We start from the raw sequence: 24,969 nt of genomic DNA, 5'->3' as shown, positions 1-24,969 counted from the left end.
CTACGGCTTGAACTGAATTACAGACAGCATTCCAACCTGTCATCGGTCCGGCTCGGCCAGCCCACCGGAGTTTCGGGAGTACGCCAGAGTGTTTCCAGTTGGGAGACTGCGACGCGAATTGCCTACCGAGTTAAGTGTTAACCAATTGGTATTAATCTGTGACTTCTTCGCCGAAGCAGGACTTGGCCAATACCAAGTAACTGCTTGTTGAAAGTAGTCCCGATCCCGCTCTACTGTTTCCCAATCACTACGCCAAAAGGTCGAACACGTCCTCACCGACCCTTAGATTGAGACTGCCCTGGCCCTCACCATCCACAAGCGCCCACATGATCTGGCCGGTGGGCTTGTAGATCACGAACGCCTCTTGCACATCGTCACTGCCCGAGCGTTCGCCCGCAGCATTGGCGGTATGGGCCAGGTTGATCTGGAACTGGTCGGCAGTGGCGCCGGCCTGGCCAAAGACCAGCACGTCGCCCTCGGCGGCGTTGTAGTCCTGCACCCAGTCCGAGCCGTGGTCGATTACCCCGACGTGATAGAACTTGTCGGCACCGGCGCCTCCATTGATCCGGTCGTGACCGAAGCCGCCGTTGACAAAATCGTTTCCGTCGCCGCCAAAGATCACGTCCGAGAAGGCCCCGCCCGTGATCATGTCGTCGCCACCCTGTCCCCGCAGCTCATCAACGCCGAAGTCGCCGTAGATCGTATCGTCACCATCCATGCCGAAGATCAGATCGTTACCGTATCCTCCGTCTACATGGTCGTTTCCGGCGCCTGCATAGATTTCATCTCGCGTATCGCGTTCGCTTTCACCGCCATGGATACGGTCGTGACCGTTTCCTCCGATTACCGTATCTGACCCATCGCCGGCGCGGATCGTGTCGTTGCCGTCTTCGCCCTTCAAAACATCGTCATTGTCCAATCCGAAGATTTCGTCGTCCCCCGACCCGCCAGACAGCCTGTCGGCCTTGCCACCGCCAGTCAGAACGTCGTCGCCGGCGGTCCCTGACATTTCGATGGTTGCCTCGCTCTTTCCCAGTTGCTCACGATCTCCGGTTCCAAATCCCGCCTCGCGCAACTCTTCACTGGTCAAGACGTGGTCAAACATGACGAAATCGCTGATCGTTCCGTTGAAGGAGCTGTGAATTCTGTCAGCCAAGCCCGGCGTGTTGTTCCAGCCACTGGCCCCGACCACAAGATGCTCGAAGTTTCTGGCCAAGTCGAATTCGACATAAGGGTTGTGGACCTCGGGCACACCGTCGAGAAGCAATTTCACCCCTTCATCACCGAAAGTCAGTGCAAAATCGTAGTAACGCCCAGCAACAACGGCGAGATCCGCTGTCATGTAATACGATCGTTCCGCATCCTGAACTCGAACGCTGAGGTTGCCGAGTTCATCAAGATAGGCCGTAACGTGCCCGCCTTCTCCATTGCCTTGTGCGTCCTTTGAGAACAGGACTTGGTGTTCGACCAATTCGCGGGCCATGAAGTTAAATGCGATCGTACCCCTGGCCAATGCCATAGAACCCTCATGCGGCAGAACCAACGGCGCCAATAGCTCGGAATCGAAATCGTAGGTTCCCGCGATTGCGAAGACGGGGTCGGGCAGGCCCTTGATATTGAGGTCTGCGGTATCTGGCAGGTCGGCGGGGGCAGTGATGGTTGCGGCTTCGGTGCCCCGGTTCTTTGGCGCCAGTGCCTCGGCGAGAGCATCAATGCCCTTTACAATGCCATAGGCCGGTTTCGACGTATGTTCGATGTCAGATCGTTTCACCAGGTCACCATAGACCGTGATTGACCCAAGCCGGTCCTTGTCATGGGCGCCGCCACCGCTGCCCTGGTCGGAATAGAGCGCGATCACCGAATGGTCCATCACACCATTGCCGTCCGCATCCCCATAGGTGATCGAAAAGATCTTGGTCGTGTGGCCCTCAATCACCAACCGGTCGCCCTCTGCCCGGCTGAAATCCCACACTACATCGTGGCCAATGCCGTCGACCCAGTGATCGTGCAGCTTATCGTTCTCGCCTGCCACGCCGTGCCAGTTGATGCTGCCATCGTCGCGCGTATGCTTCTCGATATAGCGCTCCTTGGCATTGATCAGCGTCTGGAAATAGAAGATGTCAGCGCCCGCGCCGCCAACCAGAAGATCATCTGCCGGGATCGGCTGGTCGGGATAGAGCTTGCCACGGGTCAGCTCGCCCAGCGGATCGCCCTCGTCACGCGCGGGATTGGGGTGGATATACGGCTCGCGGCCATCAGCGCGGCTGATCAGCAGGTCGTTGCCAGCCCCCCCATACAGCCGGTCCTCGCCGTGCCCGCCGTCAAGAATGTCGTTGCCGCCATTGCCGCCCAGCGTGTCGTTGCCATAACCGCCCTGCAGGATGTCGTCGCCGTCAAGGCCGGTCAGAAGGTCCGCATCCATCCCCCCATCCAAGCCGTCACTGCCACCGGTACCATCCAGCGTGTCGGCGCCGTCGCCACCGGTCTGCAGCGCCGGCATCGGCATCAGGTGACCATGGTCGTCGGCACCATAGGATTTGAGCATCGCCTGCAGCGTCTCCGATCCGTGATGCATGTCGCCCAGCAGCGGCAACAGCGCCTCCATCCGCGCCGCCATCGTCGACGCATCAGCCAGCGCCGGGTCGATCGCGGATGCCAGGCTGCGCATGTCGACCCCGCCCAATTGCTGGTCGAAGACCATGACATCGCCGATCTCTCCTTCGAACAGCGTATGCGCCTCTTGCGTGTCGCCCTCGCGCCAGGCCCTCGTGCCGCCGATCACCAGCGGATGAGTGTTCGTTTCGATACCCTGCGTCCATTCCGGATCGGCCGCAACCAGTGCCCCGTCAAGCCAGACTTCCAGCCCGTCCGCGCCAAAGCCCAAGCCAAGGTGGTACTGCCGACCCGCCTCCAGCACCAGGTCCGGCACCTTCAACCAGCGCGTATCCGTGGCGCTTTCCAGCGTGACGATCAGTGTGCCATCCTTGACCCAGACCGTGAAACCCCCGCCGTCGCCACGGCCCGATCCATCCTTGCCGATGATCGCCCGGTCACCCGGAAGATGTGCCACCGAGAAACCCAAAGAGATTGTCCCGGAACGCAACCCCAGCGACCCATGATGCCCCGCATCCAGATAGTCGCCCTCATCCCCGGTAAAAGCGCGTGTTCCCGCGATTGCGAAGACGGGGTCGGGCAGGCCCTTGATATTGAGGTCTGCGGTATCTGGCAGGTCGGCGGGGGCAGTGATGGTTGCGGCTTCGGTGCCCCGGTTCTTTGGCGCCAGTGCCTCGGCGAGAGCATCAATGCCCTTTACAATGCCATAGGCCGGTTTCGACGTATGTTCGATGTCAGATCGTTTCACCAGGTCACCATAGACCGTGATTGACCCAAGCCGGTCCTTGTCATGGGCGCCGCCACCGCTGCCCTGGTCGGAATAGAGCGCGATCACCGAATGGTCCATCACACCATTGCCGTCCGCATCCCCATAGGTGATCGAAAAGATCTTGGTCGTGTGGCCCTCAATCACCAACCGGTCGCCCTCTGCCCGGCTGAAATCCCACACTACATCGTGGCCAATGCCGTCGACCCAGTGATCGTGCAGCTTATCGTTCTCGCCTGCCACGCCGTGCCAGTTGATGCTGCCATCGTCGCGCGTATGCTTCTCGATATAGCGCTCCTTGGCATTGATCAGCGTCTGGAAATAGAAGATGTCAGCGCCCGCGCCGCCAACCAGAAGATCATCTGCCGGGATCGGCTGGTCGGGATAGAGCTTGCCACGGGTCAGCTCGCCCAGCGGATCGCCCTCGTCACGCGCGGGATTGGGGTGGATATACGGCTCGCGGCCATCAGCGCGGCTGATCAGCAGGTCGTTGCCAGCCCCCCCATACAGCCGGTCCTCGCCGTGCCCGCCGTCAAGAATGTCGTTGCCGCCATTGCCGCCCAGCGTGTCGTTGCCATAACCGCCCTGCAGGATGTCGTCGCCGTCAAGGCCGGTCAGAAGGTCCGCATCCATCCCCCCATCCAAGCCGTCACTGCCACCGGTACCATCCAGCGTGTCGGCGCCGTCGCCACCGGTCTGCAGCGCCGGCATCGGCATCAGGTGACCATGGTCGTCGGCACCATAGGATTTGAGCATCGCCTGCAGCGTCTCCGATCCGTGATGCATGTCGCCCAGCAGCGGCAACAGCGCCTCCATCCGCGCCGCCATCGTCGACGCATCAGCCAGCGCCGGGTCGATCGCGGATGCCAGGCTGCGCATGTCGACCCCGCCCAATTGCTGGTCGAAGACCATGACATCGCCGATCTCTCCTTCGAACAGCGTATGCGCCTCTTGCGTGTCGCCCTCGCGCCAGGCCCTCGTGCCGCCGATCACCAGCGGATGAGTGTTCGTTTCGATACCCTGCGTCCATTCCGGATCGGCCGCAACCAGTGCCCCGTCAAGCCAGACTTCCAGCCCGTCCGCGCCAAAGCCCAAGCCAAGGTGGTACTGCCGACCCGCCTCCAGCACCAGGTCCGGCACCTTCAACCAGCGCGTATCCGTGGCGCTTTCCAGCGTGACGATCAGTGTGCCATCCTTGACCCAGACCGTGAAACCCCCGCCGTCGCCACGGCCCGATCCATCCTTGCCGATGATCGCCCGGTCACCCGGAAGATGTGCCACCGAGAAACCCAAAGAGATTGTCCCGGAACGCAACCCCAGCGACCCATGATGCCCCGCATCCAGATAGTCGCCCTCATCCCCGGTAAAAGCGCGTGTTCCCGCGATTGCGAAGACGGGGGACAAGGCAAGTGGCCCCGTTGAATCCAGCTCGGCCATTCCGGAATGCTCCAATCACTTTTTTCGACGGCTCCGATTATTAGGATCAAAAAGAGGATATTCTTTGGCGCACAACCGGGTTGCGTTTAACTTGGCGCAAACCGGCGGTTTTCTGCAGAAGCCCATCTAAGAGACTGGCATAAATGTGCTTTTCTTTTGACTAGGCAAAAATAGGCATTGGCGAATGTGGTCAAAATAGGGCAACTTCACGGTCGAATGCCGTATCTTGTCGCGCGGAATAGGTCCAGGTTTCACATTCAGCAGATGACAAGCGGCGTGAGAGCAATGGCTGACAGGAAGACCGTGAGGCATCTGTCATAGCGCATCCATGACCAGATCGCCGCTGTCCGAGAGGCCTGCGAACCACCTGAGAGGTCACCCCGGGACAGACAGCCGGCTAGTCTGCCCGCGCCCTTGCGGACTCTGTCAAACCCCTGTTGGAAAAGCCTCGCGGCACAGGGCGTCGGCGCCTCAACAACTCCGGACAACTTGATAGCTTGGTTCCGACACAATCCGCGTTAATGCGGGAGATGGTGTGGGGGTACATACTAGACAATCGCGAACATATCTCGCAAATTCAACTATCTAGGAGATTGCCATGGCGGACCGAGGAGGATTCGAACCCCCGACCCCTTGATTCGTAGTCAAGTACTCTATCCAACTGAGCTATCGGTCCGCTTGGTGAGGCGCTATCTAGACTTTAGGCCGGAGGGGCGCAACCCGATTCTGCGAAATTCTCTCAAAAAGTTTCGCCCCCTTTCGGGAGCCTTATTTCAAAGGCTGTTCCGCTCGGACCGCTGTCTTTCAGAACTAATGCACCTCCATGGCCGCGCACCAGTTCGGCGGAAATTGCCAGGCCCAGGCCCGAGCCACCCTTGCGCACGCCGCCCTGGAACGGGGTGAACAGATTCTCTCGCGCCTTTGGAGGCAGTCCCGGGCCGGTATCGCGCACCTCGATCACCCAATCCGCCTCGGTCTCGTGGCCCGAGACAGCGACCAGACCGGGCTGTCCGGTGACTTCCAGCGCCTGGCGCGCATTGCGCACGAGGTTCATCACCACCCGAAACAGCTGCTCGGGGTCGGCCCGTGCGCTCAACGTCTCGGGCACCTCGTTGACGATCTCGATCGCGCCCTCGCCCAGCGCAAGCCGCTCGCTGGCGACCACGTCCTCGGCCACCATATGCAGGCGCACCATCGTGAGCATCGGCGAGGGTTCCTCGGCCCGGCCAAAGGCCAGCGTGCTTTCGCACAGCGACACCGCGCGGGTGATCGAGTTGACCAGCTTCGGCGCCATCCGGCGCACCAGCGGGTCCTCGCTGGTTTCGATCCGGTCGGTAAACAGCTGCGCCGAGGTCAGGATGTTGCGCAGATCGTGACTGACCTTGGCCACCGCGCCACCCAGTTGCGCCAGCCGCTCGCGCTGACGCAGCGCCTGGGTCAGCTGCCGCTGCAGCATCTGCAAGGCTTCCTCGGCCTCTCGCAGCTCGGTCACACCTGAATTTGGGGTGATGATGCCACGCACATCCTCGGGCGCGCGGGCATAGCGTTGCATATAGTCGACAACACTCCTGATCGGACGCACCAGGATTGCCCGCACCGCAAGGAACAGGAAAAAGGCGGTGATGATCGAAATCACCAGCGACAATAGCAAGATACGCGCGCCATAGTCGATCATCGCCGTTCTGAGCGGCTGGCTGTCCATGGTGACCTCGATCAACAATCCGGCCTCCTTGACCGGTTCGCCGATCACCCGGATCACCTCGTTCTCGGGCATGAAAAACCGCAATAGCGCATCGCGCATCAAGATCCAGGGCGAGGCCTGCCTCAGGTCATAGCTCTGCCCGATCCGGCCGGGAATCGGAGAGCTGAGCATCAGCTGCCGCACCTCGTCGCGGCGCAGCACCACGTTATAGACGCCCGCGTTTTCCAGCAGCTCGGCCTCGAGATCGGTCGCCAACATGTCATCCGCCAGCAGTGCCAACGAGGCGATCTGCGCCCGTTCCAACCGGTTTTGCAGGAAATCCTGCCGGAACCGCGCGATCGAAGGCACAAAGATCAGCACTTCGGCCAACATCACGAAGGCGACCGTCAGGATCAGAAACCGGCCCGAAAGCGAGTTCAGCATGATGTCCTTTCCCGTCAAGGAAGCCAGCGCTGCACCAGCCCGACCACCCGTTTCACTGTCTGATTTTCAAACAGGCGCGGCGAGAAATAAGCCCCCGCCGCACGCTTGCTGATCTCGCCGATGGTTGGATATGGCGACACCATCGCGGCAACCTGACTCATCTTCAGACTATTGGCCAGCGCCAGCGACCACAAGTTTGCATGTTCCCCGGCCTGATGGCCGACGATGGTGACCCCCACCGGGCGGCCCCGGACCACCATCACCTTGATGAACCCCTCGGTGCGGCGTTCAGCGATGGCGCGGTCGTTGTGGAGATAGTCGAACCGGGCCAACTCGACCCTGTCGCCGTGCGTGTCGCGGGCCTCCGCCTCGGTCAGGCCGATCTGGGCCAGTTCCGGGTCGGTATAGGTGGCACGCGGGATATGGTCGGTCCGCGCCTTCGAGGGCAGGCCAAACAGGGCCGAGCGCAGGATCACCCCGGCGTGATAGCCCGCCACATGGGTGAACTGCAGGCCACCCGCCACATCGCCGATGGCATAGACACGGCGGTTGCTGGTACGCAGCGACGCATCGACCTGGATGCCGGTCCGGGTGGTCTCGACCCCCGCCGCATCAAGGTTCAGCCGGTCGGTGCTGGCCTTGCGCCCGACCGCCACCAGCAGATGGGTGCCCGCAAAGATACGGCCCTCGGCGCTCACCACCTCGATGGCACCGGCCCGGCCGCGCATCTGGGCGGCGGCGGTCTCCTCGGCGATCTCGACGCCTTCGGCGCGCAGATTTGCCAGCACCAGCGCGGCGGCCTCGGGATCCTCGCGGTTCAGGGCGCGGGCGGCCTCAATCACGGTGACCTTGCAGCCCAGCCGCACATGCGCCTGCGCCATCTCCAACCCGATCGGACCACCCCCGATGATCAGCAGATGCTCGGGGCGCTCGCGCAAATCAAACAGGGTCTCGTTGGTCAGATAGGGCACGCTGTCCAGCCCCGGGATCGGCGGGATCAAGGGGGTCGAGCCGGTGGCGATGACGGTGCGCCGGGCCGCGATCAGATGCGGCCCGGCCTGCACCTCGGTCCGTGAAACGAAATGCCCGTATTCGCGGATCACCCGCACGCCCAGCCCCTCGAACCGGTCCTGACTGTCGACCGGCGCGATCTGCGCGATCACCTCCCGAACGTGATCCTTGACCGCCGCGAAATCCACCTGCGCCACCTGGTCGGTCACGCCGAACCGGGCGGTACTGGCTTTGGCATGTGCTGCCTTGGCACTGGCAAGCAGCGCCTTCGAGGGAACGCAGCCATAGTTCAGGCAGTCGCCCCCCATTTCATGCCCTTCAAGCAGCACCACCCGCGCGCCCATCTGGCTGGCACCCGCCGCCACCGACAAGCCGCCGGACCCGGCGCCGATCACCAGCAGGTCGGTTTCGATCCTCTCCATCACATTTCCTCCGGCTTTCCGCGCAGGGCCTTGATGACGATGGGCAGCGCCGCCAACAGGCAAAGGCCCAGGATAGGCCCGATCACGAAGGGTTCCCGGAACAGCGACAGGTCAGGGGTTTCGCCGCGATCGAACACGCCACCCAACCCCACCCCGATCCAGGTGAAAACGATCGCACCGGGCACGATGCCCAGCGCCGTGGTCAGCACATAGTTGCGCAGCTTTACCCCGACCAGCGCCGGGATCAGGTTGGCCGCGAAGAACGGTACCGCTGGTACCAGCCGCAGCAGGAACAGCACCTCGACCTCGTTGCGCCGCAACCCGTCCTTGAGCCGTTTGACCGTGCCCTCCGAGGCCTCGAGCCGCGCGGTCAGCATCGCCCCCAGCCCGGCGCGGGCGGCCAGAAAGATCGCCACCGCTCCGGTGGTGGCCGCCAGAACGTTCAGCACGGTGCCGACAGCGAGGCCAAACAGAAAGCCACCGGTCATCGAGGCCACCGCCGCACCGGGCAGGGAGAAGGCGACGATCAGCACATAACTCGCGACAAAGATCGCGGCCAGCGCCGCGTAATGCGCCTCGCGATAGGCCAGCAGCGCCTGGCGATTCGCCGCCAGTGTGTCGAAACTGAGATAATCTCGCAGGGTGATGGCCCCGATCGCCGCGATCAGCACGATCACGATCAGCGGCAGATGGCGCAGCAGGCGGCGCGGCGCGGGGTGAGCGGTTTGGCGCATCGAATCCGGCTCTGTTTCTGGGTCTCGCTTCATTTGCTCCAAGATGCAGACCCGCGCCGGCAAACAACAGGGCATTCACGCCCGGTTGAACGCAAAGGGACAAAAACGTGAGAAAACCAGCCCCCGCAGCCGGAAACTGAAACCTTTCCACTGGCGGTCGGGGGGAAATTGTTGCAAAAGCCCGCAAAACCCCTCTCAGAGGGTTTGACTTGCCCGGCCTCTGGCATTAGAGGACGGGCTTCGACAGACACACGGGTGGCGAATCCGCGCCGCGCCCGACCGCAAGAAATTGGAGTACGGAGCGATGAAACGCACCTATCAGCCTTCGAACCTGGTTCGCAAACGCCGCCATGGCTTCCGCGCGCGCATGGCCACCAAGGCCGGCCGCAAGATCCTGAACGCACGCCGCGCGCGTGGCCGCAAGGAACTCAGCGCCTAAGCGCTGCGACCCGTTCTGACGGATATGACACCGCCGGAGGCCCCCAGGGATGGCACCGCCAACCACGGGGAAACGCCTCCGGCGGTGTCCGTTTGCGCGTCAATCGAGATAGTCGTCCTGCGCAAGCGCAGCGATTTCCTGAAGGCCGCGCGTGCGCGCCGTCAGGGCGCGGGCTCGATGATGGTACAGGCCCGCAAGCGCGCCGAGGGTGAGGCGCCGGGTATCCGTGTCGGGTTCACCTGTTCCAAGAAGGTCGGCAACGCCGTGGCCCGCAATCGCGCCAAACGCCGCCTGCGCGAGGCCGCGCGGCTGGTGTTGCCGGAATTGGGTCGCCCCGGCTGGGACTATGTGCTGATCGGGCGCCCCACAGACACCGCCGCGCGCCCCTTCGACGCGCTGCTGGACGATCTGCGCCGGGCGCTGCGCAAGCTGCACGCGCCCAAACCCTGACCTACTGCATTTCGTCGCAACCTGCTTGGCAGTGACAGGCCCGCCCCCTAGATTGGCGCCATGACCCCGCTTGCCCATATTCTGGCCCTGCCCGTGCGCGCCTATAGGCTGATCTTTTCGCCCTGGGTCGGATTCAACTGCCGCTATCAGCCGACCTGCTCGGCCTATGCACTGGAGGCACTGGAAAAACACGGGGCCATTCGCGGCGGCTGGCTGGCCGCGCGACGGATCGGGCGCTGTCACCCGCTGGGCAGCGACGGCTATGATCCGGTCCCCGACCCCAAGGTCGACAACGGCAAACCGAGCCATCCGCCAGCTGATTGACGCTGCGCGCCGCTCCGCCGACATGGGGCAGTATATTTCCTGCCCCATCTTGCAGCGCAGCAATGCTGCGCACAGGTATCAGTCGCAGTCGGACACCACCTAGTCGGGATATCTGAAATTGGATTACCTCTACATCGCCGCCGGGCTGATCGGTTTGTTTCTGGGCGGCGAGGCATTGGTGCGTGGAAGCGTCGGTCTGGCCCGCCGCCTTGGTCTGTCGCCACTTTTGATCGGCCTGACCGTCGTCGGATTTGGCACCTCGACCCCGGAGTTGCTGGTCTCGGTCGACGCCGCGTTGCGTGGCGTACCCGATATCGCCCTGGGTAACATTCTGGGATCGAATATCGCAAACATCCTGTTGATCGGAGGCATCACCAGCCTGGTCTGGCCGATCAATGGTAAATCTGCGGGTCTGTGGCGCGATCTGACGGCGATGCTGGTGGCAACTGTCGCATTGGGGCCGCTTCTGCTGAGCGGCCAGATGACCCGGGTTGTGGGCCTGTTCCTGCTGCTGTCCCTCGCTACCTACCTGATCTGGTCCTACCGTCAATCCGGCGGCTCTTGCGCCGAGAATACCGAAACCGACCTGCCGGAACTGCCCTCACGCCCCCTGGTCGCTCCGCTGCTGATCGGCGCGGGCCTGCTGGGCCTGATGATCGGCGCCCGGTTGCTGGTCGATGGCGCGGTCTCGGTCGCACAGGGACTGGGCGTGTCGGATGCCTTCATCGGCCTGACCATCGTTGCCGTCGGCACCTCGCTGCCCGAACTCGCGACCTCGGTCATTGCCGCCTTCCGGCGCCAGTCCGAAATCGCGGTGGGCAATATCGTCGGTTCGAACATCTTCAACATTCTCGGCATCCTTGGCGCCACGGCCGTCATCGCACCCATCCCCGTAGCGGCACGCTTTGCCCTGTTCGACCTGCCGGTCGCTCTGGCCGCGTCAGTCGCCTTCAGCGTGCTGCTCTTGTGGCGCGCGGGCGTCAGTCGCCGCGCGGGCATCCTGTTACTGCTGGCCTATGTCGCCTATGTCTGGGCCGCGCAGGGCTGAGCGCGGCGCTTGCCCGGCTGATGCAAACACTGTAAGGCCCGCCCATGCTGGACGAGAACGAAGACATCCACCCGCTTTTTGCCGGCGCCCCCGCGACGACCGAGTTCAAGAAGCTGCGCAAACGCATCGTGCGCTACACGCGCGAGGCGATCGAGCAATATGGCATGGTCGAGCGCCGCGCCGATGGCAGCACGCCGAAATGGCTGGTCTGCCTGTCGGGGGGCAAGGACAGCTATACGCTTCTGGCGGTTCTCTATGAGCTGAAATGGCGTGGCCTGCTGCCGGTTGACCTGCTGGCCTGCAACCTGGACCAGGGACAGCCCGGCTTCCCCTCGACCGTGTTGCCCGAGTTCCTCGACCGCATGGGTGTGCCCAACCGGATCGAGTATCAGGACACCTATTCGGTTGTTGTCGACAAGGTGCCCGAGGGGCGCACCTATTGCGCGCTCTGCTCGCGGCTCAGGCGCGGCAATCTCTATCGGATCGCGCGCGAAGAGGGCTGTTCGGCGGTGGTTCTGGGTCATCACCGCGACGATATCCTTGAAACCTTCTTCATGAATCTGTTCCACGGCGGGCGTCTGGCGACGATGCCGCCCAAGCTGGTCAACGAAGAGGGTGATCTGTTCGTCTTCCGCCCGCTCGCCCATGTGGCCGAGGCCGATTGCGAGAAATTCGCGCGCGCGATGAATTATCCGATCATCCCCTGCGACCTGTGCGGCAGCCAGGACGGGTTGCAACGTCAGCAGGTCAAACAGATCCTCGATGGCTGGGAGAAGAATCGACCCGGTCGGCGCCAGGTGATGTTCCGAGCGTTGATGAATGCGCGTCCGTCGCATTTGCTGGACCCGAAACTCTTCGATTTTCAGGGACTTGAGTTGGGTTCCCGTGAAAAAGGCGAAAATTTTGGGGAAATTCCGCTGCTGCGTTAACGTCTGACTCAGACTGGTTTCCTACGGTCCAACAAGGCGCGCGTTGCGCCTTGCGAAAGGCCAGTAGACCCGATGCGGATAAAACCGTCCCTGACCCGAATTCGACATGCTATCGTGCCGGTGCTGACAGGCCCGCCGATTCTGGCCTTCTTGCCGGCGATCACTCTCGGGGCGTTCTGGCTGGGGGGCGAAATTGCCCTGTTGCTGGCGTCTCTGGGCCTGCCTTTGATGTTCGCCTTTGCCGGGGCCTTCGGCAAATGGCCCGCAACCTATCAGGTGCCGCGTGACAGCGTGACCGGTCTGATGCTTCGGGACGGGTTCGAAAGCGCCGCGACCCATATTCACGCGATGGCGGCCGAGACCGACCGGAAATCGGCCTGTTTTCTCATTGAACTCGACGATTACGCCGAACTGGTGGACCATCACGGTCAGACAGCAGGCGACCTTGTCGCCCAACGCAGCGGCGAACGGATTCTGGCTGCGCTACGCAACAACGATGTGGTGGCGCGCTTGGGTGACAAACGGTTTGCCGTCTGCCTGTCGCCGGTGCCGCAACTGGATCTGGAACTGTGTATCCAACTCGCGGGCCGGATGCAGAGCGCGGTAGAGGACCCGATCTCTCTCAATGGGGTGGCCGTCTATGTGTCCTGCTCGATCGGCTTCTGTCAGAACCGCCGGGCCCCCGGGCACAGCGCCAGCGACTGGCTCGATGCCGCGAATGTGGCCCTGGCTGCGGCGCAGGGTGCCGGCCCCTCCTCCATCCGCGCCTATGCCCCGGACATGGAGCGCAAGCCGGGCGGTGCATCCGAGTTGCGCGATGAGGTACAGGCAGCGCTGGAAAACGGGCAGATTCAACCCTGGTACCAGCCCCAGATCTCGACCGACACCGGCAAGGTCACCGGGTTCGAGGCGCTGGCGCGCTGGAACCACCCCGTGCGCGGCCTGCTGACGCCAAACGTTTTTCTGCCGGTGATCGAAGAGGCCGGACTGATGGAGCGTCTGGGGCAAGTGATGCTGTATCACGCCCTGACAGCGATCAAGGCCTGGGACAGCGCGGAGGTCGATGTTCCGCGGGTCGGTGTCAACTTCGCCTCGGACGAGTTGCGCAACCCCGGCCTGGTCGAACGGGTGCAATGGGAGCTTGACCGGTTTGACCTGACCCCGGACCGGCTGTCGGTGGAAATCCTGGAGACCGTGTTCTCGAACACGCCCGATGACGTGATCACCCGCAACATCGCAGGGCTGGGCAAGCTTGGCTGCCGCATCGACCTTGACGATTTCGGTACGGGCCATGCCTCGATCGCGTCGATCCGCCGCTTCGACATCTCGCGCATCAAGATCGACCGGTCCTTTGTGATGAAGGCCGACCGCGACCCCGAGCAGCAGCGCATGATCGCCGCCATCCTGACCATGGCCGAGCGGCTGGAACTGGAAACCCTGGCCGAAGGGGTGGAAACCGTCGGCGAACATGCGCTGCTGGCGCAGCTGGGTTGCGACCATGTTCAGGGCTTCGGGATCGGCAAACCGATGCCTTTCGACCAGACCCTCGATTGGATCGCACATCACGACGCGAAACTGCAGGATGCCCCGAGGATCAGTCGCGAAACCGGCTGAACCGGATCAAAACCACGACTCGGCCGGCGTTTCCCACGCGACCCAGGGCCGATTCCGCTTGACCTTTGTGCCATCACTCTGTTGAACCCTGCGTGGTCTTTCACTGCACAAGGTGGCTGTCCCCGATGGACGATCAGAACAAGAATCTCATCCTCGCAACAGCGCTCAGCTTTCTGGTGATCCTGGTCTGGTTCATCCTGTTCCCGCCACCGGAACAGACCGACGCGCCCGCGACCGAGATCGCAACCACCGACGGCACCGCCGTGCAGGCCCCCTCTGCCGCCACGACCCAAGCCGGCTCAGGCGAGGTTCCCCTGCTCGACAGCAACGCCCCGACCGAAGCCGAGGCCCCGCGCGTTCAGATCGACACCCCGCGCCTGAAGGGCAGCGTGTCACTGCTCGGTGGTCGGATCGACGAGCTTTCGTTGAAGGATTACCGCGTTTCGCTGGACGCAGATGCAGAGATCGTCGAGATGCTGACCCCGGCCGGCTCGACCTCGGCCTATTACGCGCTCTATGGCTGGGCCCCCGGCACCGGCCTGAACGCAGCCGACGTGCCTGGCCCGCTGACCGAATGGTCGCTGGAGTCCGGTGAGACCCTGAGCGTGGACAACCCGGTAACCCTGCGCTGGTCCAATGGCAGCGGCGTTACCTTCCGCCGCACCCTGGCGGTGGACGAGGATTACATGTTCACCGTCACCCAGTCGGTCGAGAACAGCTCTACCGCTCCGATTGGCGCCGCGCCTTATGGTATCCTGGCCCGTCACGGTGTTGGTGAGGATGCCGACCTGCCGGGGTTGAAGAACTTCTTCATCCTGCATGAGGGTGTCGTCGCCATGAATGACGGCACCCTGTCGGAAATCGACTATAAGGATGTGCGCAAGTTCGACATCGACCCGAACGAGGGCGCGCAGGCCGAAGTATTCCAGAACAAATCCGACGGTTGGATCGGGTTCACCGATCACTATTGGATGGCGACCCTGATACCCGGATCGGGCAGCGCGTTCAAGGCGGCTGCGAAATACGATGCCCGGCGCAAGATTTATCAGGCCGAAACCGTGTTGCCGACCATGACCGTGGCACCTGGCGAAAGCGCCGAGGTCACCACCCGCCTGTTTGCCGGGGCCAAGGAATGGGAGACCATCCGCGCCTATCAGAAGGATGGCGTGCAGAAGTTCCTCGACAGCATCGACTGGGGCTGGTTCTTTTTCCTGACCAAGCCGATCTTCTGGCTGCTGCACCAGCTCAACGGGCTGATCGGCAACATGGGCTGGTCGATCATCGGCCTGACCCTGATCATCAAGGCGATCGTGTTCCCGCTGGCTCTTAAATCCTATGTCTCGATGGCCAAGATGAAAGAGCTTCAGCCGCAGATGGAGGCCCTGAAAGAGGCCGCCGGCGACGACCGCCAGAAGATGCAGCAGGGCATGATGGAGCTTTACAAGAAGGAAAAGGTGAACCCGGCCGCCGGCTGTCTGCCGATCCTCTTGCAAATCCCGATCTTCTTTTCGCTCTACAAGGTGATCTTTGTCACCATCGAACTGCGCCAGGCGCCGTGGTTCGGCCCGTTCCGCGACCTCAGCATGCCGGACCCGACCTCGATCATGAACTTCTTCGGCTGGCTGCCCTGGGCCGGGCCCGAGGCGGGCTCGCTGGCGGCGACCATCCTGATCGGTATCCTGCCGCTGCTTCTGGGCATCTCGATGTGGCTGCAACAGAAACTCAATCCGGCGCCCACCGACCCGACCCAGGCGATGATCTTTGCCTGGATGCCCTGGGTGTTCATGTTCATGCTGGGCAGCTTTGCCAGCGGCCTCGTGGTGTACTGGATCGCGAACAACACGATCACCTTTACCCAGCAGTACATCATCATGCGCAGCCACGGGTACAAACCGGACGTGTTCGGCAACATCAAGTCCGGCTTTGCCCGCAAGCCCAAGGCAGACAAGAAATGACCGGTACGGTCACCGGGCTCTGGCGGCATCCGATCAAGAGCCATGGCCGCGAGGCGCTGGACAGCGTCACCCTCAACCCCGGGCAGACCATGCCCGGGGATCGTGTTTGGGCGGTGGCGCATGAGATGTCCCAGGCGGACGGGTCCGAATGGGTGCATTGCGGTCATTTCAGCCGGGTGTCCAAGGTGCCCGAGCTGATGGCGATCACTGCCACGCTCAACGGCGATCGCGTCACCCTGCGCCATCCCAAACGCCCCGATCTGGAGTTCGCCCCCGAGACCGAGGCCGACCGCTTCCTGGAGTGGGTCAAACCGCTGATGCCGCAGGACCGGGCGCAATCGGCGCGGATCATCCGGGTGCCCGGGCGCGGCATGACCGATAGCGATTTCCCCTCGGTGACGCTGTGCAACATGGCCTCGCACCGGGCGGTGGAACAGCGGATCGGGCATACCCTGTCACCGCTGCGCTGGCGCGGCAATATCTGGTTCGACGGCCTGCCCGTTTGGGAAGAGTTCGACTGGCTCGACCGCGAGGTGCAGATCGGCGAGGTGGTGTTTGCCGTGCGCGAACGCACCGACCGCTGTGCCGCGACCACCACCAATCCCGAAACCGGGATTCGCGATGCCGACACGCTGGGCGCTCTCGATCACTGGGGTCACCGTGATTTCAGCGTCCGGGCCGAGGTGATCCGCGGCGGCACCATCCGCCTTGGAGACGAGGTGCACCCGCTATGACCGCCCTGCCCTTTCCCGTTGCCGAAGAGCCCGATGCGTTCGCCACTGAAACGGGGCGCAAGCTGTTCGCGGGCCCGTCCGAATTCGTCAAGGGCGTGGTGGCGATGTCCGGCCTGCCCCCCGCCGACCGGGTCGAGGTCTGCTTCGCCGGCCGCTCGAACGTGGGCAAATCCAGCCTGATCAACGCGCTGACCGGCACCAAGGGGCTGGCACGCGCCTCGAACACGCCGGGCCGCACTCAGGAAATCAACTTCTTCACACAGGGGCCCGAGCTGTATCTGGTCGACCTGCCGGGCTATGGCTATGCCAATGCGCCGCTGAAAGTGGTCGAGAAATGGCAAAAACTGCTGAAACAGTATCTCAGCGGCCGTCAGACCCTACGCCGCGCCTTTGTGCTGATCGACGCGCGCCATGGGGTCAAGGCCGTCGATGACGAGATCATGAAACTGCTCGACACCAGTGCCGTGACCTTTCAATGCGTTCTGACCAAGGCCGACAAGGTCAAGGCCGCCGAGCGCGACAAGGTGCTGGCGCAGGTGCGCGCGGCATTGGCCAAACACCCCGCCGCCTATCCGGAAATTGTGTTGACCTCGTCGGAAAAGGGCGATGGTATCGCGACACTCAGGTCCATCATCGCCCATTTGGAATGACATTCCTCACGCATTTCTCTGCTGTCTTGTCCCTGCTTGCGGTGGTGCTGACCAGCGCAATCCCGCAGGGATGGATGCCCGTGCGCAAGGATGACCGGATCCTGCTGGTGATCTGCACCGCAGAAGGGGAAACCCGGCAATGGGTCGACCTTACCCCCGACAACCCCGCCCATGAAGACGAAAGCGACGCGCGGCCCAGCTGCCATTTCGGCGGGCTGAACCAAGTGGCCATCCTGGCCCAGCCGCCGCTGCTGATGACCCTGCACCATGCCCAGCGCACCCGCTGGGACAATCTGGATTTCACCCATCGCAGCGCCGGATTCTTTCCCCTCTACGACGCGCGCGGGCCACCTCACCTCTCCTGATCAGACGGAAACACCCTGACCCCTCTGCCCCTTTGGCAGAGCGCTTCTGATATGGAGAAACGACAATGGCTGACAGCCAAACCAATGCCCGGGGCACCATGCGCCCGCTGGCACAGAAATTCTATTTCGCCGCGTGGCGCTGGCATTTCTACGCCGCGCTCTACGTGATCCCCTTTCTGCTGATCCTGGCGGTGACCGGGCTGATGATGATGCTCATCACCCAGGTCGACGGCCGCGATGGCGAGAAAATCGCCGTTCAGCCGCAAGCAAGCGCGTTGTCCTTTGACGCGCAAACTGCTGCGGTGCTTCAGGCACAGCCCGGCACCATCGTCGAGTGGATCGGCCCCAAGGCCCCCGATCTGGCCGCCGTGTTCCGGGTCAAGACCCCCGAGGGCCAGCGCCTGGTCGCGCTCGACCAGTATAGCGGCGAGGTGCTGTCTATCTGGGACCGGCGCGCGGGCTGGTACGATCTGGCCGACAATATCCACTCGACCCTGTTGATCGGCGATCTGGGCGACCGCCTGATCGAGATCGCCGCCGGGCTGGGCATCGTGCTGATCCTGACCGGCCTCTATATCTGGTGGCCGCGGGGTGATGCGATGTCGGCGCTGGTGCCCAACCTGCGCGCACGCGGCCGGGCCTTGTGGAAAAGCCTGCATGCGGTCACCGGGTTCTGGATCTCGGCCCTGCTGTTGGTGTTCCTGGTGTCGGGCCTGTCCTGGGCCGGCATCTGGGGCGGCAAGCTGGTACAAGCCTGGTCGACCTTTCCGGCCGAGAAATGGGATAATGTCCCCCTGTCGGACGATATGCATGCCAGCATGAACCACGGCCATACCAATGACGTGCCCTGGGCGCTGGAACAGACACCGCTGCCCGCCTCGGGGTCTCAGGCCGGTGTTGCCGGCCTGCCCGAGGGCCAGCCGGTCAACGCCGAGAACCTCATCGCGCTCGGCCGCGCCATGGGGATGGAGGGGCGGTTCCGTCTGGCCTATCCGGCGGGCGAAACAGGTGTCTGGACCATCAACCGCGACAGCATGAGCGGTGATTCCGATGACCCGTTCATCGATCGCACCATCCATGTCGACCAATATACCGGCAAGGTGCTGGCCGATGTGCGCTATGACGATTACTCGTGGGCGGGCAAGGCGATGGCGGTGGGCATCCCCTTTCACATGGGGCTGATGGGCGGCTGGAACTTCGCGCTCAACATCGTGTTCTGCCTGTCGGTGATCTTTCTCTGCGTCTCGGGCGTGGTGATGTGGGTCAAGCGCCGCCCGGCGCGGGCCTTGCGGCTGGCCGCACCGCCCGAACCCGCCGACATGCCGATGTGGAAGGGCGCCGCGCTGGTGGCGGTGCTGGTATCGCTGATGTTCCCGCTGGCGGGGCTGGCACTGATCGCGGCGCTTGCCTTTGACGTGCTGGTCCTGAGCAACATCCCCGCGCTCCGGCGCGCGCTGGCCTGAGTACTGGCCCCAGACCGGACCCCGCGCGGGGTCCGGTCGCTAGACGTGCTGCGCGCCGTTGACCTCGATTTCGGTGCCCGAAATGTAAGAGCTTTCCTGCGAGCAGAGGAAATAGATCGCGGCGGCCACCTCGCTGGGCTGACCCAGCCGTTGCATCGGCAGTTTCTCGACGATCTTGTCGGTGCCGGGGCTGAGGATCGAGGTTTCGACCTCACCCGGAGCAATCGCGTTCACCCGCACGCCAAGCGGCCCGAAATCATGCGCCATCTCGCGCGTCAGTGCCGCCAGCGCCGCCTTGGACGTGGCATAGGCCGCCCCGGCGAACGGATGCACCCGTGACCCGGCGATCGAGGTCACGTTGACCACCGACCCCTTGGCTGCGGCCAGCTCGTCCTTGAGCGAGCGGGCCAGCACCACGGGGGCAAAGAAGTTGACGTGGAACACATGACCCCAATCGGACAGATCGGTGCTGAGCGTGCTCAACCGCTCGCCACTGGGTCCCTTGGGCGAAATGCCGGCATTGTTCACCAGCGCGTCCAGCCGCCCGTCCAGCTTGGCGCGGATGGTTTCGGCCCCGGCGATGGTGGCCTGCGGGTCGCTCAGGTCGATCTGGACATGGTTGTTCTCGCCGCTGCTCCACGGGCAGCCTGGCGGTACCGGCTCGCGCGAACAGGTGATGACCCGCCAGCCTTCGGCCACGAATCGGCGCACGGTTGCGTGGCCTATTCCCCGGCTGGCACCTGTCAGGACAAGAGTCTTGCGCGTCATGATCCGGCCTCGCGTCTGATTTCGGGCGGAGCCTATCACAGCGCGGCATCTTAGCAACGCCCCTTGGCAGAGGGGCGCAAAACCCCTAACACAAGGCGCCAAAGGGACCCTTGCCATGAAGACACGAGACATGAATCGCGACTGGATTGCCACCGCTGCCACGCTGAACGCGGCCTTGCCGTATCTTCAACGCTATGATGATGCGATCGTTGTCATCAAGCTGGGCGGCCACGCCATGGGCAGCGACGAAGGCATGGAAAGCTTTGCGCGGGATGTCGTGTTGTTGCGGCAGGTGGGTGTGAACCCGGTCGTGGTGCATGGCGGCGGGCCGATGATCAACGCCATGCTGGACAAGCTGGGCATCCAGTCCGACTTCGTGAACGGCAAGCGGGTCACCGATGCCGCCACGGTCGAAGTGGTCGAAATGGTGCTGTCCGGCGTGGTCAACAAGCGGATCGTGCAGGCGATCAACCGCCAGGGCGGCAAGGCGGTGGGCCTGTCCGGAAAGGACGCCAACCTGATGGTCTGCGATCAGACCGATCCCGATCTGGGCTTTGTCGGCACCCCGGCCGAGATGAATCCCGACCTGCTGCGCAACCTGTTTGCCCATGACATCATCCCGGTGATTGCCCCTTTGGGCGCGGGACGGAATGGCGAGACGTTCAACATCAACGGCGATACCGCCGCCGGTGCGATTGCCGGCGCCCTCAAGGCTGACCGGCTCTTGCTGCTGACCGATGTATCCGGTGTCAAGAACGGCGCGGGCGAAGTGTTGACGGAGCTGAAAGCAGCGCAAATCCGCGAGATGGTGGCCGATGGTACCATCGCGGGCGGAATGATCCCCAAGACGGAAACCGCGCTGGATGCGCTTGAAAAGGGTGTGCGCGCTGTTGTCATCCTAGACGGCCGCGCCCCCAATGCGGTGCTGCTGGAGCTTTATACCGAGCATGGCGCGGGTTCGCTGATCCGCCGCGACTGACGCAATCGTCAGTCTGACGGGCTTGCCTATTTCATTTACATGCCGAATTGTGAATGAATGGAAAACGAAAGCCTGATCCGGCTGACGGTGTTTGTCGGCCTTTTTGTCCTGTTCGCACTTGCCGAGCGGCTGGCCCCGCGCCGGAGGCTTCACCCGCGGCGCCCGCGACGCTGGCTGACCAACCTGACGATATCGGTGCTGAATACCGTGACCCTGCGGGCCCTTGCGGTAGGCTTGCCGCTGCTGGCGGTGGGCGCGGCGCTGGACGCCACCGCACAGGGCTGGGGCCTGTTCAATCATCTGGCTTGGCCCGGTTGGGTCGAGGCGCTGCTGGCCGTGCTGATCCTCGATTTTGCCATCTGGGGCCAGCACCTGGTCACTCACAAGATACCGCTGCTCTGGCGGCTGCACCGGGTGCATCATGCGGATACCGATATCGACGTCAGCACCGCGATCCGGTTTCATCCGGTAGAAATCGCGCTGTCGATGCTGCTCAAGATCGGTCTTGTCTATCTGCTGGGTCCTTCGGCGCTGGCGGTGGTCCTGTTCGAGATCCTGTTGAACGGCACCGCACTGTTCAATCACTCGAACCTTCGCTTGCCGCTTGCGCTCGACGCGGTGTTGCGCAAGGTTCTGGTGACCCCTGACATGCACCGGGTGCACCATTCGGTGCTGCGCGAGGAACATGACAGCAATTACGGCTTTGCCTTGTCGATCTGGGACCGGATGATGGGAACCTATGTTGCACAACCCGCCAAGGGCCATGACCAGATGACCATCGGGCTGGCATGGCAGGACGACCGGCCCGCGCGGCTGGGTTGGAGCCTGCTGCTGCCGTTTCGCCGCCGATGATGCTGGAGCGGATTACGGCAGAGGCCGCCGCCTCGGCCCTGATTGTCATGGGGGCGCTCAATCCGGCCGATCAGGCAGGCACTGTCGTTCTGCTTGGCACCGGTCCCGGCTTCTGGCCGGTCTTCAGCGCGGCGCCTGAATATGCCGATGGCCAGAGTGACCCGGTCGACCGCTGGTCAAAACGGGTGATCGGGGCGATGGCCGTCGATCTGGGTGCCAAGACCGCCTACCCCTCGGACGGGCCGCCCTATCCGCCCTTCATCGCCTGGGCATTGGCCTCGGGCCGGTTTCATACCAGCCCGGTTGGCATGATGGTGCATGACCAGGTCGGTCTGATGATCTCGCTGCGCGGTGCGCTGCTGCTGCCAGAGCGGATCGACCTGCCTGTGGGCAACGCCCCATCACCCTGCGACAGCTGTGCCGCGCCCTGTAGCCGGGCCTGCCCGGTTGGTGCGCTTGCGGCAGATCACGCCTATGATGTCGATGCCTGCCGCGGATATCTGGACACCGCCGCTGGGTCTGCTTGTATGGGGTCAGGCTGTGCCGCCCGACTCGCCTGCCCGCTCAGCGCTGGCGCGGCGCGTGATCCGGCGCAGTCCGCATTGCACATGAAGGCTTTTTTGCGCAGATGACCCGCATTCTGATCCTGACCCGCCACGCCAAATCCGCCTGGGACGATATCAGCCTTGGCGACCACGACCGCACCCTCAACAAGCGTGGCAGGCGGTCGGCGCAGGCGATCGGGGCCTGGCTGCGCCAGCATGGCTATCTGCCGGATCAGGTGATCAGTTCGGACGCCGTCCGCACCCGCGAGACCTGGACCGAGATGGGGCTGGGCGGCTGTGAACCTGAATTCACCCGCGCGCTCTATCTGGCCCCACCAGAGCATATCCTTGCCAACCTCAGGCAGGCCAGCGGGCGGGTGGTGCTGTTGCTGGGGCACAACCCCGGTATCGCCGAGTTCGCAGGCCAGATCGTCGATGAGGCACCCGCCCATGCCCGTTTCTTCGACTATCCGACCAGTGCAACCACGGTGATCGAGTTTGCCACCGACGATTGGGCGCAGATCGGCTGGCACAAGGGCGAGGTGCTGGATTTCATCGTTCCACGAGAGTTGACGGATTGAAAAAGGGCGGGGAAATCCCCGCCCTTTCCGTGTCATTCCAGGCCCTGTTCAGTGACCCAGGATCTGGCTCAGGAACAGCTTGGTCCGCTCGCTTTGCGGATTGTTGAAGAACTCTTCCGGCTCGTTCTGTTCCACGATCTGGCCCGCATCCATAAAGATGACGCGGTTGGCGACCTGGCGGGCAAAGCCCATCTCGTGCGTCACGCAGAGCATGGTCATGCCTTCCTCGGCCAGCTCGATCATGGTGTCGAGCACTTCCTTGATCATCTCGGGGTCCAGCGCCGAGGTCGGTTCGTCGAACAGCATGATCCGGGGCCGCATGCACAGCGAACGCGCGATCGCCACGCGCTGCTGCTGCCCGCCCGACAACTGCCCGGGATACTTGTTGGCCTGCTCGGGGATCTTCACCTTTTCCAGGAAATGCATCGCCGTTTCCTCGGCCTCTTTGCGGGGCGTCTTGCGCACCCAGATCGGGGCCAGCGTGCAGTTCTCCAGAATGGTCAGATGCGGGAACAGGTTGAAGTGCTGGAACACCATGCCGACCTCGGACCGGATCTTGTCGATATTCTTGAGGTCGTTCGACAATTCGGTGCCGTCCACCACGATCTTGCCCTGCTGGTGTTCCTCCAGCGCGTTCAGACAGCGGATCAGGGTCGACTTGCCCGAGCCCGAAGGCCCGGCGATGACGATCCGTTCCCCCTGATTGACGGTGAGGTTGATGTCACGCAGCACGTGGAAGGCCCCGTACCACTTGTTCATGTTGGTGATTTCGATGGCGACCTCGTCGCTCACCTGCATTTTCGAACGGTCGATTTCACGATCGATTGCGAGTTCAGACATTGGGCCCTCCTTAACGATGGCCAGTGTGGAGCTTGCGCTCCAGATACATGGAGTAGCGGGACATGCCGAAGCAGAAGACGAAGAACAGCAGGGCGATGAAGCCGTAGAGTTCCCAGACGACGCCGTTCCAGTTGGCGTCCGCACGAATGGCGTTCGACAGACCCAGCGGATCGAGAAGCCCGATGATCGAGACCAGCGTGGTGTCCTTGAACACCCCGATGAAGGTCGACACGATGCCGGGGATCGAGATCTTGAGCGCTTGTGGCATGATGATCAGGCGCTGCGCCTGCCAGTAGTTGAGGCCAAGCGAATCCGCCCCCTCATACTGGCCCTTGGGCAGCGCGGCCAGACCGCCGCGGATCACCTCGGCCATATAGGCCGCGGCGAACAGCGTTACCATGATCAGCACCCGCAGGATGATGTCGAAATTCGTGCCGGGCGGCATGAAGATGTTCAGCAGGGTCGAGGCCACGAACAGCAGCGTGATCAGCGGCACACCCCGAATGAACTCGATAAAGCCCACGCAGATATATTTGACGATCATCAGGTCCGACTGACGGCCCAGCGCCAGAACGATGCCCAGCGGCAGCGAACAGGCAATGGCGACGACACCGATGGTGATCGACAGCATAAAGCCACCGAACTTGCGGCTTTCGACCGCTTCGATGCCGATCGGCAGGATGGAATCCAGCGCGCCGACGAAATAACCGGATAGAACGAACCACCAGACCAACGCAGCGGCGGCACCCAGTAGGATGCCCATGAGGCTGCTCATCGTCTTGCTAGCGGCCGAATAGACCACCCAGCCAATGACAAAGCCACCCAGCGCCGCGACCGGCCCCCAGATGGTGCCGCCCCACAGAAGCCAGGGGAAGATGAACGGATAGAGACCCGAGAAGATCAGCATCTTCGACGGCACCTTGTCCGCGAACAGAACCGGGGCCAGGGCCACGGCCAGCAGGACAAAGGCGAGGATCGGGCGCCAATACAGCTCGGACGGGTAGAACCCGAACAAGAGCTGGATCCAGCGCTCGCGAATGACGCCCCAGCAGGCCCCCGAGGTGCCGTGATCTCCCACCGAACCGGCGGCAGTCAGGATCTCGCGGCAATTGTTGAGCGAGGTCCCGTTCCAAGTGGGCGAGAATACCCAAGGCAAGATCGCCGAGAGAATCGCATAGATCGCATAGAGTGACGCCAGCGTCAGAATGCTGTTGAACCAGTTCGAGAACAGGTTGGCGCGTGCCCAGCCCAGCGCGCCGGTGGTCGAGGCCGGCGGTTCGCGCTCGGGGAGCATTTCGGTGCGGACGAATCCGATGTCAGACATC

Annotated in this window: 22 protein-coding genes and 1 tRNA gene; 15 read left to right on the top strand and 8 right to left on the bottom strand. The window is 63.0% G+C overall.

Annotated features, from left to right (window positions below):
• Nucleotides 1-247: 247 nt before the first annotated feature.
• The 5 genes from AC2FNY_RS16230 to AC2FNY_RS16210 all read right to left on the bottom strand — a co-directional run bounded on the left by AC2FNY_RS16230 (nucleotide 248) and on the right by AC2FNY_RS16210 (nucleotide 9,108).
• Nucleotides 248-4,816 carry a LamG-like jellyroll fold domain-containing protein gene (locus AC2FNY_RS16230; protein ID WP_496803095.1) on the bottom strand — a complete coding sequence of 1,523 codons (4,569 nt, stop codon included), beginning with the start codon at nucleotides 4,814-4,816 and terminating at the stop codon, nucleotides 248-250.
• Nucleotides 4,817-5,415: 599 nt separating this feature from the next.
• Nucleotides 5,416-5,492: transfer RNA gene (locus AC2FNY_RS16225), tRNA-Arg, on the bottom strand.
• A gap of 63 nt (nucleotides 5,493-5,555) precedes the next feature.
• On the bottom strand, nucleotides 5,556-6,941 hold the full coding sequence (locus AC2FNY_RS16220; RefSeq protein WP_496803094.1) for a sensor histidine kinase: 1,386 nt from the start codon (nucleotides 6,939-6,941) through the stop codon (nucleotides 5,556-5,558).
• Nucleotides 6,942-6,955: 14 nt separating this feature from the next.
• Nucleotides 6,956-8,374, bottom strand: coding sequence for a dihydrolipoyl dehydrogenase family protein (locus tag AC2FNY_RS16215; RefSeq protein ID WP_496803093.1), 1,419 nt, complete (start codon nucleotides 8,372-8,374; stop codon nucleotides 6,956-6,958).
• Nucleotides 8,374-9,108: a TVP38/TMEM64 family protein gene (locus tag AC2FNY_RS16210; protein ID WP_234167365.1), complete on the bottom strand. Its 735-nt coding sequence runs from the start codon at nucleotides 9,106-9,108 to the stop codon at nucleotides 8,374-8,376. Before AC2FNY_RS16210 ends, AC2FNY_RS16215 begins: the two co-directional genes overlap by 1 nt.
• A 304-nt stretch (nucleotides 9,109-9,412) precedes the next feature.
• On the opposite strand from AC2FNY_RS16210, the gene rpmH reads away from it, so the two are divergent.
• The 11 genes from rpmH to AC2FNY_RS16155 all read left to right on the top strand — a co-directional run bounded on the left by rpmH (nucleotide 9,413) and on the right by AC2FNY_RS16155 (nucleotide 19,079).
• Complete coding sequence (gene rpmH, locus AC2FNY_RS16205; RefSeq protein ID WP_008554144.1) at nucleotides 9,413-9,547, top strand: 50S ribosomal protein L34; 135 nt, start codon at nucleotides 9,413-9,415, stop codon at nucleotides 9,545-9,547.
• A gap of 24 nt (nucleotides 9,548-9,571) precedes the next feature.
• On the top strand, nucleotides 9,572-9,997 hold the full coding sequence (gene rnpA / locus AC2FNY_RS16200) for a ribonuclease P protein component (RefSeq protein WP_496803092.1): 426 nt from the start codon (nucleotides 9,572-9,574) through the stop codon (nucleotides 9,995-9,997).
• A gap of 60 nt (nucleotides 9,998-10,057) precedes the next feature.
• Nucleotides 10,058-10,321: a membrane protein insertion efficiency factor YidD gene (yidD, locus tag AC2FNY_RS16195; RefSeq protein WP_234178061.1), complete on the top strand. Its 264-nt coding sequence runs from the start codon at nucleotides 10,058-10,060 to the stop codon at nucleotides 10,319-10,321.
• Between the two features lie 118 nt (nucleotides 10,322-10,439).
• The gene (locus AC2FNY_RS16190; protein ID WP_496803091.1) at nucleotides 10,440-11,369 is read left to right on the top strand and encodes a calcium/sodium antiporter; all 930 of its coding nucleotides are present in this window, start codon (nucleotides 10,440-10,442) and stop codon (nucleotides 11,367-11,369) included.
• A gap of 44 nt (nucleotides 11,370-11,413) precedes the next feature.
• Nucleotides 11,414-12,298, top strand: a complete 885-nt coding sequence (ttcA, locus tag AC2FNY_RS16185; RefSeq protein ID WP_234140569.1) for a tRNA 2-thiocytidine(32) synthetase TtcA — start codon at nucleotides 11,414-11,416, stop codon at nucleotides 12,296-12,298.
• Nucleotides 12,299-12,370: 72 nt separating this feature from the next.
• A complete protein-coding gene (locus AC2FNY_RS16180) occupies nucleotides 12,371-13,912 on the top strand; it encodes a putative bifunctional diguanylate cyclase/phosphodiesterase (protein ID WP_496803090.1) in 1,542 nt (513 codons plus the stop codon).
• A 125-nt stretch (nucleotides 13,913-14,037) separates the two neighbouring features.
• Nucleotides 14,038-15,867, top strand: a complete 1,830-nt coding sequence (gene yidC / locus AC2FNY_RS16175) for a membrane protein insertase YidC (protein ID WP_496803089.1) — start codon at nucleotides 14,038-14,040, stop codon at nucleotides 15,865-15,867.
• Entirely contained in the window at nucleotides 15,864-16,601 is a 738-nt protein-coding gene (locus AC2FNY_RS16170; RefSeq protein ID WP_496803088.1) for an MOSC domain-containing protein, read from the top strand. The genes yidC and AC2FNY_RS16170 overlap by 4 nt, the downstream gene beginning before the upstream one ends.
• Entirely contained in the window at nucleotides 16,598-17,251 is a 654-nt protein-coding gene (gene yihA, locus AC2FNY_RS16165; protein ID WP_234140561.1) for a ribosome biogenesis GTP-binding protein YihA/YsxC, read from the top strand. The genes AC2FNY_RS16170 and yihA overlap by 4 nt, the downstream gene beginning before the upstream one ends.
• Entirely contained in the window at nucleotides 17,248-17,616 is a 369-nt protein-coding gene (locus tag AC2FNY_RS16160; protein WP_496803087.1) for a DUF2946 domain-containing protein, read from the top strand. Before yihA ends, AC2FNY_RS16160 begins: the two co-directional genes overlap by 4 nt.
• Before the next feature lie 65 nt (nucleotides 17,617-17,681).
• Nucleotides 17,682-19,079, top strand: a complete 1,398-nt coding sequence (locus AC2FNY_RS16155) for a PepSY-associated TM helix domain-containing protein (RefSeq protein WP_496803086.1) — start codon at nucleotides 17,682-17,684, stop codon at nucleotides 19,077-19,079.
• A 39-nt stretch (nucleotides 19,080-19,118) separates the two neighbouring features.
• Here AC2FNY_RS16155 and AC2FNY_RS16150 read toward each other — a convergent pair whose 3' ends face one another.
• Entirely contained in the window at nucleotides 19,119-19,847 is a 729-nt protein-coding gene (locus AC2FNY_RS16150) for an SDR family NAD(P)-dependent oxidoreductase (RefSeq protein WP_496803085.1), read from the bottom strand.
• Nucleotides 19,848-19,962: 115 nt separating this feature from the next.
• On the opposite strand from AC2FNY_RS16150, the gene argB reads away from it, so the two are divergent.
• From argB to AC2FNY_RS16130, 4 genes are read left to right on the top strand one after another with little or no spacing between them, the layout of a single operon-like run.
• On the top strand, nucleotides 19,963-20,826 hold the full coding sequence (gene argB, locus AC2FNY_RS16145; protein WP_234140556.1) for an acetylglutamate kinase: 864 nt from the start codon (nucleotides 19,963-19,965) through the stop codon (nucleotides 20,824-20,826).
• 57 nt (nucleotides 20,827-20,883) lie between these two features.
• Nucleotides 20,884-21,678: a sterol desaturase family protein gene (locus AC2FNY_RS16140; protein ID WP_496803084.1), complete on the top strand. Its 795-nt coding sequence runs from the start codon at nucleotides 20,884-20,886 to the stop codon at nucleotides 21,676-21,678.
• Nucleotides 21,615-22,310 (top strand): ferredoxin, encoded by a 696-nt coding sequence (locus tag AC2FNY_RS16135; protein WP_496803083.1) that lies wholly within the window; start codon nucleotides 21,615-21,617, stop codon nucleotides 22,308-22,310. Before AC2FNY_RS16140 ends, AC2FNY_RS16135 begins: the two co-directional genes overlap by 64 nt.
• Complete coding sequence (locus AC2FNY_RS16130; protein WP_496803082.1) at nucleotides 22,307-22,804, top strand: SixA phosphatase family protein; 498 nt, start codon at nucleotides 22,307-22,309, stop codon at nucleotides 22,802-22,804. The genes AC2FNY_RS16135 and AC2FNY_RS16130 overlap by 4 nt, the downstream gene beginning before the upstream one ends.
• A gap of 48 nt (nucleotides 22,805-22,852) precedes the next feature.
• Here the strand turns inward: AC2FNY_RS16130 and AC2FNY_RS16125 are convergent, their stop codons facing one another.
• The gene (locus tag AC2FNY_RS16125) at nucleotides 22,853-23,644 is read right to left on the bottom strand and encodes an amino acid ABC transporter ATP-binding protein (RefSeq protein WP_275671688.1); all 792 of its coding nucleotides are present in this window, start codon (nucleotides 23,642-23,644) and stop codon (nucleotides 22,853-22,855) included.
• Nucleotides 23,645-23,654: 10 nt separating this feature from the next.
• On the bottom strand, nucleotides 23,655-24,968 hold the full coding sequence (locus AC2FNY_RS16120; RefSeq protein ID WP_234167383.1) for an amino acid ABC transporter permease: 1,314 nt from the start codon (nucleotides 24,966-24,968) through the stop codon (nucleotides 23,655-23,657).
• Between the last annotated feature and the right edge of the window lies 1 nt (nucleotide 24,969).

The sequence above is a fragment of the Ruegeria sp. BHSC223 genome, assembly GCF_059613025.1.
This window is presented reverse-complemented; position numbering and strand designations above follow the sequence as displayed.